This is a genomic window from Sphaerisporangium krabiense (genome assembly GCF_014200435.1).
GTDB lineage: Bacteria > Actinomycetota > Actinomycetes > Streptosporangiales > Streptosporangiaceae > Sphaerisporangium > Sphaerisporangium krabiense.
This window is the reverse complement of sequence record NZ_JACHBR010000004.1, coordinates 32,584-45,666: the sequence shown is the minus strand read 5'-3', so window position 1 is coordinate 45,666 and position 13,083 is coordinate 32,584. Positions and strand designations below refer to the sequence as shown.

10 protein-coding genes are annotated in these 13,083 nt (G+C 74.1%); 6 read left to right on the top strand and 4 right to left on the bottom strand.

Annotation, left to right across the window (positions count from 1 at the left end; genetic code table 11):
• The first annotated feature begins 646 nt into the window (after window positions 1–646).
• The 4 genes from BJ981_RS37055 (at window position 647) to BJ981_RS37040 (ending at window position 6,948) form a co-directional block, all read left to right on the top strand.
• Window positions 647–1,138 (top strand): hydroxyisourate hydrolase, encoded by a 492-nt coding sequence (locus BJ981_RS37055; RefSeq protein ID WP_184618202.1) that lies wholly within the window; start codon window positions 647–649, stop codon window positions 1,136–1,138.
• A 79-nt stretch (window positions 1,139–1,217) separates the two neighbouring features.
• Window positions 1,218–3,026 carry a 2-isopropylmalate synthase gene (locus tag BJ981_RS37050; protein WP_372436888.1) on the top strand — a complete coding sequence of 603 codons (1,809 nt, stop codon included), beginning with the start codon at window positions 1,218–1,220 and terminating at the stop codon, window positions 3,024–3,026.
• Window positions 3,027–3,246: 220 nt separating this feature from the next.
• Window positions 3,247–6,039, top strand: a complete 2,793-nt coding sequence (locus BJ981_RS37045) for a helix-turn-helix transcriptional regulator (protein WP_184618201.1) — start codon at window positions 3,247–3,249, stop codon at window positions 6,037–6,039.
• Between the two features lie 219 nt (window positions 6,040–6,258).
• On the top strand, window positions 6,259–6,948 hold the full coding sequence (locus BJ981_RS37040; protein ID WP_184618200.1) for a YoaK family protein: 690 nt from the start codon (window positions 6,259–6,261) through the stop codon (window positions 6,946–6,948).
• 14 nt (window positions 6,949–6,962) lie between these two features.
• On the opposite strand, the gene BJ981_RS37035 is transcribed toward BJ981_RS37040, so the two are convergent.
• Genes BJ981_RS37035 through BJ981_RS38905 form a run of 4 tightly spaced genes read right to left on the bottom strand, consistent with a single transcriptional unit; the run spans window position 6,963 to window position 11,828 of the window.
• A complete protein-coding gene (locus BJ981_RS37035) occupies window positions 6,963–7,634 on the bottom strand; it encodes a nucleotidyl transferase AbiEii/AbiGii toxin family protein (RefSeq protein WP_184618199.1) in 672 nt (223 codons plus the stop codon).
• Complete coding sequence (locus BJ981_RS37030; protein WP_184618198.1) at window positions 7,634–8,032, bottom strand: hypothetical protein; 399 nt, start codon at window positions 8,030–8,032, stop codon at window positions 7,634–7,636. The genes BJ981_RS37035 and BJ981_RS37030 overlap by 1 nt, the downstream gene beginning before the upstream one ends.
• 33 nt (window positions 8,033–8,065) lie before the next feature.
• Window positions 8,066–11,533: an ATP-binding protein gene (locus BJ981_RS37025; protein ID WP_184618197.1), complete on the bottom strand. Its 3,468-nt coding sequence runs from the start codon at window positions 11,531–11,533 to the stop codon at window positions 8,066–8,068.
• Between the two features lie 22 nt (window positions 11,534–11,555).
• Window positions 11,556–11,828: a hypothetical protein gene (locus BJ981_RS38905; protein WP_239139045.1), complete on the bottom strand. Its 273-nt coding sequence runs from the start codon at window positions 11,826–11,828 to the stop codon at window positions 11,556–11,558.
• Between BJ981_RS38905 and BJ981_RS37020 the strand changes: the two genes are divergently transcribed.
• Both BJ981_RS37020 and BJ981_RS37015 read left to right on the top strand, forming a co-directional pair.
• Window positions 11,709–12,722: a GTPase family protein gene (locus BJ981_RS37020; protein WP_311745971.1), complete on the top strand. Its 1,014-nt coding sequence runs from the start codon at window positions 11,709–11,711 to the stop codon at window positions 12,720–12,722. The two genes, BJ981_RS38905 and BJ981_RS37020, sit on opposite strands and share 120 nt — an antisense overlap.
• Window positions 12,723–12,778: 56 nt before the next feature.
• Window positions 12,779–12,991, top strand: coding sequence for a hypothetical protein (locus BJ981_RS37015; protein WP_184618195.1), 213 nt, complete (start codon window positions 12,779–12,781; stop codon window positions 12,989–12,991).
• Window positions 12,992–13,083: the final 92 nt, after the last annotated feature.

The following is a 13,083-nucleotide window of genomic DNA, read 5'->3' as shown; positions in this document are numbered from 1 at the left end:
TCTACGTGTACTTTCTGGCCTCGTATACTTGTTTGCGCATGCAACCGAACGGCTACCGTCAGGTGGCGCCGCTACGGTGAAATGTCCGCTTCTGAGTACTTTAATTCCTGGGTGTGGATGAAGGCGCACGGCCGGTGGCGCCCCGGCGCGGGCCGGGCGCGAATGCGGCCCCCGTCGCCCGGGAGGTCAGCCCCAGGGCGTGTTGCCGCCGGCGGCTCCGGCGCGTGCGGCGGTCCCGGCGACCCGGGCGACGCGGAGGGCGGGGCGGGTGTGTGCGCTCATCGTGCTGACCTCTTCTCGTGTCGCGGTCCGCGGGGGCGCGGTCGAGCCTTGGGAACACCGTCAACGTAGAAACCACCGCCATTCGGTCATTATCGGTTCTCTTCTCGCCTGCCATTTGCCCTGATCAGCGCGTTATTCATGCTATTTCGGGCCTTGAAGACCCTTTTGCGGGCATCGGGGAGATCCGTGGCGTTTGCCGCGACTTGCCGCGATCGAAAGCGGCGCACGCAGGGGCGGCGGTCCGGCCGGGCGCGGCGGACGACGCGCAAAATAGCGAGACGAAAGTGAATCGATAGCGAGATTCGGCACGCTAGCCGCAGGCCGGAACTGACTGGGTGCCATCAGCATCTTCTCCTCCGGATCCATGCGCGTCGGGTCGGGGACGGCGAAACCGGATTGCGGCACGTCGTCCGGCAGCTCACGTGCGTGCGGCGCCCCGGGGCGCCATGGCGACCGGCGCGCGATCGCAGTGGTGGTCGAGCTGTCCGTCATGGCGGACCCGGCAGATGGAGCTCTCGGGATGAGCATTACGGCGCAGGCGTTGGACGGCGTTTATGGCCGGTCGGCGGCCGGCGTGCGGGCGCGGCTTGAACAAGACCGTCTCGGGTGCTGGGAGGACGTGGCGGACGCCGAGACCGACGGCGACGGCCGTATAAGCGAGTGGCGCGACAAGAAACTGGAACGCGGGCTTTATCGCATTGTCTTCGACAGTGACTACTACTTCGTCGGGCTGGGTCTGACCGCCGCCTATCCCGAGATAATCGTCACCTTCCGATTGCAGGACGAGACCGATGCCTATCTGATCCAGGTGATGTTGTCGCCGTACTCGTATTCGACGCATTTCCGGATCACGTGATGCGCGCGGGTCGCGCTGCGGCCGGTTCCCTCCGACCGCTCGGGGGGACCGGGCCCAGGCGGAGAAGGGAACCCCCACGGTGAGCACAGAGAAGATCATCAAGGTGGCGGCCGGCGGCGGGGGGCCGGCCCGGCCGCCCGCGGCACGCTACCGCCCGTTCACGCCCGTCGCGCTGGACGGCCGCTCCTGGCCGGACAACACGATCACCTCGGCGCCGCGCTGGCTGTCCACCGACCTGCGCGACGGCAACCAGGCCCTGGCCGTGCCCATGTCCCCCGAGCGCAAGCTGGCCATGTTCGGCCTGCTCACGCGCATGGGCTACACCGAGATCGAGGCGGGCTTCCCCGTCGCCGGCCAGGACGACCACGCCTTCCTGCGCACGCTGATCGAGCGGGACCTGATCCCCGACGGCGTGCGCGTCTCGGTGCTCGTCCCGGCCCGCGACGAGATGATCAGGCGCACCGTCGAGAGCCTGGAGGGCGTCCGGTGCGCCACGATCCACCTCTACAACGCGACGTCCCCGCAGTTCCGGCGCGTGGTGTTCGGCATGACCAGGGACGAGTGCAAGGACCTGGCCGTCCAGGGCGCCCGGCTGGTCATGAAGTACGCCGACAAGCTGCTCGGCGACTGCGACCTCGGGTTCGAGTACTCGCCCGAGCTCTTCAGCGACACCGAGCCGGAGTTCGCGCTGGAGGTCTGCGAGGCGGTGATGGACGTCTGGCGGCCCGGGCCGGGACGTGAGATCATCCTCAACCTCCCCGCCACCGTCGAGCGCGCGCTGCCCAACCGGTTCGCCGACCAGGTCGAGTGGCTGGACCGCAACCTGTCCCGGCGCGAGCACGTCTGCCTGTCGGTCCACCCCCACAACGACCGTGGCACGGGGGTCGCCGCGGCGGAGATGGCCCTGCTGGCGGGGGCGCAGCGGATCGAGGGCTGCCTGTTCGGCAACGGGGAGCGCGCCGGCAACGTCTGCCTGGTCACGCTGGGGCTCAACCTGCTCACCCAGGGCGTGGACCCGGGCATCGACTTCTCCGACCTGCCCGAGGCCCGGCGCGTCGTGGAGGCGTGCACCGGCATCCCGGTGCACGCGCGCCACCCCTACGGCGGCGACCTGGTCTACACGGCGTTCTCCGGATCGCACCAGGACGCCATCAAGAAGGGCCTGGACGCCCGGGACCGCGCCGCCGCGGCGGACGCCGACCCGCCGTGGGAGGTGCCCTACCTGCCGCTGGACCCGCGCGACGTCGGCCGCGCCCACGAGACCGTGGTGCGGATCACCAGCCAGTCGGGCAAGGGCGGCGTGGCGTACGTGATGAGCTCCCGCCACGGGCTGAACCTGCCGCGGGCGTTGCAGGCGGACTTCGCCCGCGTCGTCCAGGCCACCGCGGACGCGCGGGGCGGGGAGGTCATGCCCGAGGAGATGCTCGGCCTGTTCGACCGGGAGTACCTGGAGTACGCGGCGCTGCCGCTGCCGCTGGTCTTCACCGGCGAGACCGTCACCGCCGAGTTGCACGTGGACGGCGAGACGCCCGGCGCGTGGGCGGACACGGTCCCGCGGATGCTGGCCGCGCTCGCGGGGTGGGGCGTGGAGGTCCGGGCCGTGCACCGCACCGTGGGGGCGGTGCACGCCGGCGGGGAGGCGGCCGTGTACGCGGAGTGCGCGCTGCCCGGCGGCACGCTGTGGGGCGCCGGGGTGGACGCGGACGTGGTGCGGGCGGCGCTGTCCGCGGTGCGGGCGGCGGCCACCCGGGCGCGGCTGCGGGCCGCCGCGCCGCCGCCGGCCGGGCCGCCGCCGGAGCGGGCGCAGGACCAGGCGGTGAACGGGATGCCGCTCGGGATACCCGCGCCGCGTTCCTCGCACGCCGTGGCGGCGGCCGTCGGGGGATAGCCGCGCGATAAGGCCTGAAAGGTGCGGCCACTTAACGTGGCCATAGACGCCGAAATCGGACATGAACGGACAATCGGACAGCCAATTCGTGCCATGGCATCGCACGGAAAGGGCGGACGGGGATGCGACGCACTGAACCCGCATATGGGGGGAGGCCGCGCACCCGGCCTCCGATGGACGGCGGGGACGTGACTTTCGTCGGGACAAAGGGAGGCTCGTCATGAGCCTGATCGAACGACAGGAGGCGTTGGCCTCCTTGGAGGGATCACTCGCCAGCGCTATCAAAGGAAAGGGCCGGGTGGCCCTGGTAAGCGGCACCGTGGCGACCGGCAAGAGCGAACTGCTGCACGCGTTCGCCGAGCACGCCGCCGAGCTCGGGGCCCTGCCCGTCACCGCCACCGGATCGCTCGCCGAGCGGGACATGCCGTTCGGCGTGCTCGGCCAACTCGTCCACGACGCGCCACTGGTGCTCGCCGAACGCGAGCGCGCCATGGCGCTGCTGCAGGAAGGGGCGCGGGCCTTCGCCTCCTCCGACCCGGACGCCGACCCGCTCAAGCAGGTCGACGCCCAGATCGTGCACGCCCTGTGCACCGTCCTGCTCGAACTCTCCGAGCGCTGCCCGCTCATGATCGTGGTGGACGACGTCCACCACGCCGACCGGGCCTCGCTGCTGTGCCTGGCGTACCTGTGCCGCCGGGTGCGGTTCGCCTCGATCATCGTGGTGTTCAGCCACTCCACCCACGGACGCTACGCCGAGACGTCCTTCCCCACCGAGCTGATGCGCCAGCCGCACTCCCACCGCGTCCAGCTCGCCCCCCTCACCCAGGCGGGCGTGCTCGGCATGGTCGCCGAGCGGCTCGGCCCCGGCGCGGCCGAGCGGTTCGGCGGCCGGTGGCACGCCCTCACCGGCGGCAACCCCTTGCTGGCGGCAGGGCTCATGGACGACTACCAGGCCGCGGCGCGCGCCGGCGAGCCGCCCGCCGAGCTCGTGCCCGGCGAGGCGTACGGCCAGGCCGTCCTGGCCTGCCTGCACCGGGCCGACGCCAAGATGCTCCCGGTGGCCTGGGGGCTCGGCGTGCTCGGCAAACCCGACTCCCTGGCCCGGCTGCTCGGCGCGAGCCAGGAGTACGTCACCCGCGAGCTGAACACCCTGGAGGCCGCCGGCCTGCTGACCGGTGGCACGTTCCGCCACGAGGCCGCCCGCGCCGCCGTGCTGGCCGAGCTCGACGCCGGCGAGCGCGCCGACCTGCACCGCCGCGCCGCCCGCCTGGACTACGACGGCGGCGGCTCCACCACCACGGTCGCCGACCACCTGATCAGCGCGGGAGGCGCGGACGACCCCTGGGCCGTCGAAGTCCTGGAGGACGCCGCCCGCCACGCCCTGCGCGACGGCCGCGTGGAGGCCGCCGTCGAGTACCTGCGCCTGGCCTCCCGCAGCTGCGCCGACGACCGGCGCCGGTACCGGATCACCACCGCGCTCATGCGCGCGGAGTGGCGCATCAACCCCAGCACGCCCACCGGGCACTTCCCCGAGCTGACCGACGCGCTGCGCCGCGGCCGGCTGCGCGGCGGCGACGCCGTCGTCCTCGCCAAGGCCCTGCTGTGGCACGGCAGGCTCCAGGACGCCGAGGACGTGCTGAAACACCTCGGGGAGTCGGGGGAGAAGCTCGACGCCGACGCCATCACCGAGCTGGTGGTCGCCCGTCCCTGGCTGCGCTGCTCCTACGCCCCGTTCCTGGCCCACCTGCCCCAAGTGACCAGCGAGCAGTCCCGCGCCGCGATCCTCACGGTCGCCGCCTACCGCCGCCTGGAGTCCTCGGTCACCCTCGCCGCCGTGCTCACCCGCGGGCCGCGCGAGGAGATCGTCTCGGGCGTCGAGCGCATCCTGCGCAGCACGCGCCTGGACGAGATGTCCATGGACACCGTGGAGAGCGCCCTGCTCGCGCTCACCTACGGCGGCCGGCCCGACAAGGCGGCGCCCTGGTGCGACCTGTTCATCGACGAGGCGTCCTCGCGGCGCGCCCCGAGCAGGCAGGCCCGGCTCTCGGCCATCCGCGCCGAGATCGCGCTGCGCCAGGGCGACATGCTCGGCGCGGAGTTCCACGGCCGCCTCGCCCTGGACACCATCCCGGCCAGCGGCTGGGGCGTCGCGCTCGGCGGGCCGCTGTCCAGCCTCGTCATCGCCTCCACGGCGATGGGCAAGTACGAGGCCGTCAACGAGCTGCTCGACCAGCCGGTGCCCGAGGCGATGTTCCAGACCCGCTGGGGCCTGCACTACCTGCACGCCCGCGGGCGCTACAGCCTCGCCACCGACCACCCCCAGCTCGCGCTGCGCGACTTCCAGCGGTGCGGCGAGCTGATGGGCAAGTGGGACCTGGACGTGCCGTGGCTGATCCCCTGGCGGGCCGAGGTCGCCGAGGCGTGCCTGCGCCTCGGGCGTCCCGACCAGGCCAGGCGGCTCGCCGAGGAGCAGATCAGGCGGTGCGGCTCCGGCGCGCCCCGCGTGCACGGCATCGCCATGCGGCTGCTCGCCGCCACCAGCGAGCCGCGTCACCGTCCCATGCTGCTCCGGCAGGCCGGCGACCTGCTGCAGTCCGGCGGGGACCGGTACGAGCTGGCCCGCGTCCTCGCCGACCTCACCGAGGCGTTCCACGCGCTCGGCGAGTACCGCAGGGCCGGGATGATCGGCGGGCGGGCCCGCGCGGTCGCCCAGGAGTGCCACGCCGAGCCGCTGCACCGCTCCCTGGCCAGGGAGGGCGAGGCGGGGGCCGCCACCACCGCCACGGGCGCCGCCACCGAGGCCCCGGACGTGACGGCGATCCTCAGCGACGCCGAGCGGCGCGTCGCGGTGCTGGCCGCGGCCGGGTACACCAACCGGGAGATCGCCGACAAGCTGTACGTCACCGTGAGCACGGTCGAACAGCACCTGACCAGGACCTACCGCAAACTCGACATCACCAGCCGGGCGGAGCTCCCCTCCACCCTCCAGCTCGGCACCTCCATGCCCGCCTGAGCCCGGACCCCATCCGGCCCCGTTCCGGCCCACCGGGAACTCAGGACCCGACCTCCCGGGGACCCGCCCACGAGGCGGTCCCGCGGGGACGCTCCGGCCCACCGGCCGGGGCGCGCAGGCCGGGCGTGCCGCCGCACCCGTCCCTCGCCGTTGCACTACCGTCACGAACAGTGACCGCGCCGGTCGCGCCGATCGGCCACGGCGGACGGGGAGGGGACCATGACCGCGCAGGCCAGGCGGCAGGACCGTGACCCGCTGCCTCCCGCGCTCGTCGCGCTCACCGTCGTCAGCGGCTGCGTCGACGCGGTCAGCCTCCTCGCCCTGGGGCACGTCTTCACGGCCAACATGACGGGAAACGTGGTCATCCTCGGCCTGGCCACGGCGGGCGCGCCCGGGTTCTCGGTGGCCGCCTCCCTGACCTCGCTGGTCGCCTACATGGCCGGAGCGCTGGCCGCCGGGCGGGCCGGCGCGCGCGTGGGGTCGCGCCGGGCGCGGATCCTGCTCAGCCTGGCCGCGGAGACCGTGCTGGTCGCCCTGGCGGCGGGGGTCTCGGCCCGGTGGCCCGCCGTCACCGGCGGCGGCTACCACCCCGTGGTGGCCCTGACCGCCGTGGCCATGGGGGCGCAGTTCGCGACCGTGCGCACGCTGGCGATCCCCGACCTGACCACCACCATCCAGACCCGCAACCTCACCGGCCTGGCCGCCGACGCCTGGACCGCGGGAGACCGCGTCCTGCGCAGGGCCGCCTCGGTGCTGTCGCTGATGTCCGGCGCCGTGGCGGGCGCGCTGCTGCTCCGGTTCCTCGGAGCGCCGCGCACGCTGGCCTGCGTCGCGGGGGGCGTCGTGCTGATCGCGGTCGTCTACGCCGTCAGATCGCGGGCCGGGCGGCGATCACCGGGGGGGCGGTGACGACGGGCCGGGGATCACAGGTCGGGGTCGATGTCGCGTTCCTCGGCCAGGCGCAGCGACAGGTCCTCGTACCAGGCCAGGACGAACGCCCGCACCCGGGCGATCTCCGCCTCGTCCAGGCCGTGCCCGGCGAACAGGGCGTCGTCGAAGGCCAGGCCCGCCTCCAGCTTGAAGGCCAGTTCCTCGGGCGTGAAGCCGTCCTCGAACAGGGCGCCGAGGCGCTCCAGGTCGGGGAAGCCGTAGCGGTCTCCGGCCGACACCACGTCGATGAAGTCGCGGGGCAGCGCCCGGCCGCACAGCGCGCCGACCTTCATGCCCACGACGTCGTCGATGCCGGCGACCGGGCCGATCTCCATGTCGACCGCGGGACGCTGCAGAGGCTCCTTCATCAGGTCGACGGCCACCGCCTGCGCGGTCACCGGATCGCTGACCGTCAGCCGGGCCAGGCGCGGGCCGCCGCGCCGGTGCTCGACCGTCAGCCCCTGGCGCTCCAGGGCCCGCGTCAGGTCGCCGGTGATCTCCTCCAGCGGGGTGCACGCGACCGTCGCCAGGTCCAGGTCCTGGCTCGGCCGGTCCACCAGGCCGTGCGCCCGCATGGCGTGCCCGCCCGCCAGGACCACGCCGTGCACGTCGCACACCAGCACCGCCGCCTCCAGGATGCGGCGGTGGAAGGGCGGCATGTCCATCACGGCGCCACCCGGGCGCGCACGGCCGCACGGGCCCGCAGCAGCTCGGCCCGCACCTCGTCCTCGCGCAGGCGCGCCGCCTCGGCCAGGCGGGGGAAGCGCGACTCCCACGCGGCGCGCGCGGCGCCGTTGAGCAGCCGCCGCAGGCGGGGCCAGCTCTCCTCCAGCAGGCGCGCCTCCAGATACGCCTCGGCGTCGGCGCGCAGCCCCTCGGTGATCACGATCTGGTACAGGGCCAGGCGGACGGCCGGATCGGCGACGTCGAACACCCGGAGCCCCGACCAGCACAGGTGCAGGGGCGGCGCGACCTCGCCCGTGGCCGGGCCGCGCAGGTCCGACAGCGCGCCGGGGACGCGGTCGGCGATGTCGGCGTGGCGGCTCGGCGGCGGCGTGGCCATGTGTCGATTATGGTCCATCCCCGGGTGCGCGTGTCAGCCGGCGAGCAGGCGGCGTGCCTCCGCGGCGAGGCGGTCCATGCCGAGGCGGGCGGCCAGGCGCAGTGAACGGTGCAGCAGGCGGGTGGCCTCGCCGGAGGCGTCGGAGGGGTCCAGCAGCCGCAGCGCCTTGGCCCGGTCGAGCTGGATCCTCGCCATGTGCGGCGGCGCGCCGGACACCAGGCGCTTGGCCTCGTCGAAGCAGCGCAGCGCCTCCTCGGCGTCCCCGGCCGTGGTGGCCAGCAGGCCGCGGAAGCGGGCCACCGGGCCGATCAGCACGGTCGGCCACCCGGCCAGCCCGATCTCGCCGGGGTAGGCGGCCAGGCGCTCGCGCAGCAGGCGGACGTGCTCCTCGGTCTCGGGGCCGTCCGCGCCCGCCTCGGAGATGAGCGCGCACGCCTCGCCCAGCACCGCCAGCGTCGGCACCGCCCAGCCGTGCGCGGGCAGCGCGGCGAGGCCCGCGGTGTCGCGCACCACGGCGGCCAGGTGGTCGGCGGCCTCGTCGTGCCGCTCGGTCTCGCACAGCGCCAGCACGTGCGCGGCCCGCCAGATCGGGAAGTAGCCGTGCTGCTCGATCTGGGACGCGAGGCCCGAGTCGAACAGCTCGGCCATGCGCCCCTGCTCGCGCAGCAGCCACAGGTACTGGCCCATCCAGGTCTGCTGGAGCGTCTCGGCGGGGACGGCCTGGCCCTTGGCGGCCTCCTGGACGATGGCCAGCGACTCGCCCATGAGGCGGTCGTGGGCGCGCCGGAAGTCGCCGCCCCACAGGTCCATCACGGTGTCGAACGCCCCCTGCACCCAGGGGCCGAGCGCGCGGGGGTTGCGGGCGACGTGCCTGCGGTGGTCGTTGACGGTGCCGAGGGCGTCGGGCAGCAGGCCGAGCCTGAGCTGGTCGACGGCCAGCGCCACCAGGCCCTCGCCCTCGAAGTAGGCCGAGCCCGCGCCGATGCCCGCCTCGCGCAGCCGCGCGGAGATGCCGACCAGCTCGGCCGGGTAGGTGTGGTCGAACAGGGCCCAGCGGACCTCGGTGAGCACGTCGCAGCGCACCAGCGGGTCGCCGTCCTCGGGCAGCTCGCGCAGGGTGGCGCGGGCGAGCTCCACCGCCTCGCGGGTCTCGGACGGCGCGGCGCCGGCGCTCGGGCTCACGGCCATCGTCTGCTTCTTGCACAGGTGGGCGCGAAGCTGGAGCCGCAGCTCGGCGGCCTGCGGGCCCTCGGCCTCGCCGAGGGCGGTGAGCGCCCGGCGCAGCAGGTGGATGACCTGCCGGTCGGCCTGGCCCGGGGCCGACCAGCGCCGGGCCAGGCGGATCGCCGCGGCGGCGGCCAGCTCGGGCAGTCCCTCCGCGGCCTCGTGCGCGGCCAGGTAGCGGTGCCCGGCCTCGTCCATGTCGCCGGCGTCGCCGAGCGCGTCCCCCAGGGTGATGAGCAGCCCGACGCGGGTGGCGGGGGCGGACCGCAGCCGCAGCCCGGCCTGCGCCCACTCCACGGCGCCGCCCCCGCCGAAGCCGCGCTGCTCGGCGCGCGCGGCGTCCAGGCAGGCGGCGGCGACGCGTTCCTGCGGCAGGTCGGCCCCCGCGGCGCGGGCGTGCCGGGCGACGCGCACCGGCAGCGCCGGGTCCACCCCGCCTCCGGCCTCCATGCGCTCGCTCAGCGCCTCGAACGCCCGGCGGTGCAGGTCCCTGGCCAGGGCGGGGTCGCGTTCGAGCCCTTCGAGCACGGTCTCGCGCGAACGGTCGTGGGGAAAGCACACCTGGTCGTGCCCGAGGATGGCGTTGCCCGCCGCGGCCAGCGCCTGGTCACGGTCGGCCTGCTCGGGGCGCAGGCCCAGCATGCGCCCGACCAGCGCGGCGTCGATGTCCAGCCCCCTGGCGGTGATCGCGGCCGCGGCCAGCCAGCGGAAGGCCGGAGCGGGGGCGGGGCCGGTGGGGGCCGGGCGCGGCTCGCCGTACTCGGTGAGGTCGTGCAGCTCCAGCGGCACGCCGTGGGTGACGCGGGCGGCCTCCTTGACCTCCTGCTCGGTGGGCTCGCGGCCCCACGCCCTGCCGAGCCACTCGGCGACCTCCTCCACGGTGAGGGGGCACAGGGTGAGGGCGCCCATGACGTCCTGCCAGCGCGGGGCGGGGTCGCGGGTCGCCAGCAGGAAGCCCACGGGCGCGGCGCCGAGGCTCCTGCGCACGTGGTGGAGCAGGTCGACGGCGTAGCCGGCGAGCAGGTGGGCGTTGTCGAAGGCCACCAGCAGCCCGGCGCCGGCGGCGCGGCGCAGCAGGCCGGTCAGCAGGAAGGTCAGCTCGCGCGGGTCGCGCTCGTGGCCGGGCCGCGCGGGGGAGTCCAGCTCGGCGGCCGACATGAGCTTGGCGAGCGTGCCGCGCTCCTGGAGGCCGATCGGGTCGGCGGGGGCGGTCAGGTCCCGGCGCAGGTGTCCCCATAACGTGCCCGCCAGCTCGCGCCAGGGCTGCAGGCCGTCGCCCTCCCGGCACATCACGGTGACCGCCCGCGTGCCCGCGCGTGCCGCCAGGCCCGCCGCCTCGGCCAGCAGGCGGCTCTTGCCGATGCCGCCGGGGCCGCACAGGGCGAGGGCGGCGTCCCCGTCGCCCAGCCGTCCCACCAGGCGCGCCAGCTCGCGCAGCTCACGCTCGCGGCCCACCGGGGCACGCGCGCCGTCCGGGCCCGGCGGGCCCGCCGCGCCGAGCGGCGCGCCGACGTCGACGCCGTGCTCGTGCAGGGCGAGGAGGTCCTCGGCGCGGCGGCCCGCGTCGTCGCCGGGGGAGTGGGCGAGACGCGAACGGACCAGGCGGCGGGCGGCGGCCCCGCCGTCCTCGCGGAGGGTGGTCAGGAAGCGCAGCAGCCACATGGCCGTGGTGTCCTCGTGCCCCTCGCCCACCGGCCCTTCGGTGAGGAAACGGGCGTCCTCGTGGCGGCCGAGCCGCAGGGCGATCCTGGCGACCAGGCGCACCAGCTCCTTGCGCTGCTCCTCCAGCCGGGCGCGGTGGGTCTCGCAGACCCACGGCAGCGCCCACCCGGCCGCCAGCGAGGCGAACGGCGCGCCCCGCCACTCGCCGGCCGCGGCGCGCAGGCTCTCCAGCGCGCCGTCCAGGTCGCCGGTCTCGTACCGCGCGCGGCCCTCGCGCAGCCGCGCCTCGAACCGGGAGGAGTCCAGCGCGGCGGCCAGCACGCCGGGCCGCTTCTCCACCAGCGCGTAGGCGTGGGACCACTTGGCGGGCGGGATGTCCAGGCCGGCGCCCGACAGCGCCTGGCGCAGCCGCGACAGCGGGGGCGCGACGTCGGGCACCGGGACGCCGGGGCTCTGGCCGAGCGCGGCGGCCAGAGTGTCCTGCGGGATGGGATTCCTGGAGGCCAGCAGCATGGCCAGGGCCTTGGCCGTCTGGGGGAGCAGCTTTCTCGGCGCTCCGTCCACCAGGATCGCGACCTCGCCGAGCACTCTGATGTCGAATTCCGCCACGTTCACCGCCGGGATCGGTTTGCGATTCTCAATCGACGGCCTTCCCCGCAAGGTCATCGCAAGGATCATTGGCCACGATGGGGCCGGTGGCAAAGGGAATCGTGGATCCATGGACGCCAAGGACGCCATGAACGCCGTGGACGCTGTCAACGCTATGACCCGAGGTGAGCCCGTGGCAAGGATCGACCGGATCTCGGTTGACGCCCTGGAGGAGCATCAACTCGAAGAAGTCAGACAGAGCGTACGACGCGAACGCGACATCGAGGCCAATAAAGCCCTGAGTGTAGCAATCATGGGCCATACCGGTGTCGGAAAATCCTCGTTGCTCAACGTCCTTTTCGGCACGCGGTTCCCAGTTGGGGACGTCAAGCCCGCCACCCGCCGTCCCCAGGCCATCTCCGTGCCCAGTAATTCAGGTCATACATTGACTTTCTGGGATATGCCGGGATTAGGGGATTCGGCGGAGGCGGACGCCGGATATCGGGCCATGTATCTGGAGAAACTCGCCGAGTGCGACGTCGTCATCTGGGCCATGCACGCTGACAGCCGTTGCACCGACCACGAGGCACGCTGCCTCAACCGGCTCCTGGACGACGCGCCCCCCGAGGAGGGACGGCGCATCGTCGGCAAGCTGACCTACGTCCTCACCAAGGCCGACCTGCTCACCCCGCCGCCGTGGATCTTCGACATGCACGGCGACCGCGGCACCTTCGTGCCGAGCCTGGCCCTCGCCGGCCGCATGGAGCTCAAGGCCGCCCACGTCGAGCAGATGGTCGTCGAGCCGTGGGGCGACCTGCTCGGCGCCGCCACCTACAACACCGGCGACTTCGCGCTCCGCGACCGGCGGCTCGACTTCGACCGGCAGACCGTCACCTACCGGGGCCACTTCTCGCGCGAGGTCTGCGAGCGCTACACCGCCGCCCACCCCGAGCACGCCGAGGTCTTCTCGCGGCTGCGCGACAACCACCGGGTCCTGCCCTGCTCGGCGCTGTTCCGCTTCAACCTGGCCGCGCTCATGGTCAACGTGGTCGGCAAGCTGGGCCCCACCGCGATCTTCCGCTTCCAGCGGGTCCTGGACGACGCGGCCGAGCTGGCCGGGGTGCCCGTCGCCGCGATGCGCGAGTACGGCAACTTCCTGGTCTGGGACGGCATCCGCGGCGCGCGCGCCTTCGACCTCGGCCGGCTCCCGATCTGACCGCCGCCCCGGACGCCGCCACGGCCCGCGCCACCGCAGGACACGAGGAAAGCGACATGATCGAGGACGACGACATATCCCGCGCCGTGGAGGCCGGGCGCAGGCGGGACGCCGAGTACGTCGCGCGGCTGGACGACGCGGTGCAGAACCGCGACGAGACGGCCATCGAGCACCTGGCGGGCCGGGCCGTGACCCGCGTGCTCGGCCGGGCGGCCGAGGCCGGGTTCGACGTGGTCAGGCACGTCTGGAACTGGCTGGTCGGCCACTGACGCCCCGCGCCCGCCTCCCCTGACGGACGCCCGCCGTCGTCCCTCCCGTGATGGGCGCGTAACCGGTATGTGATCGAATCCTGGCTCGCCGG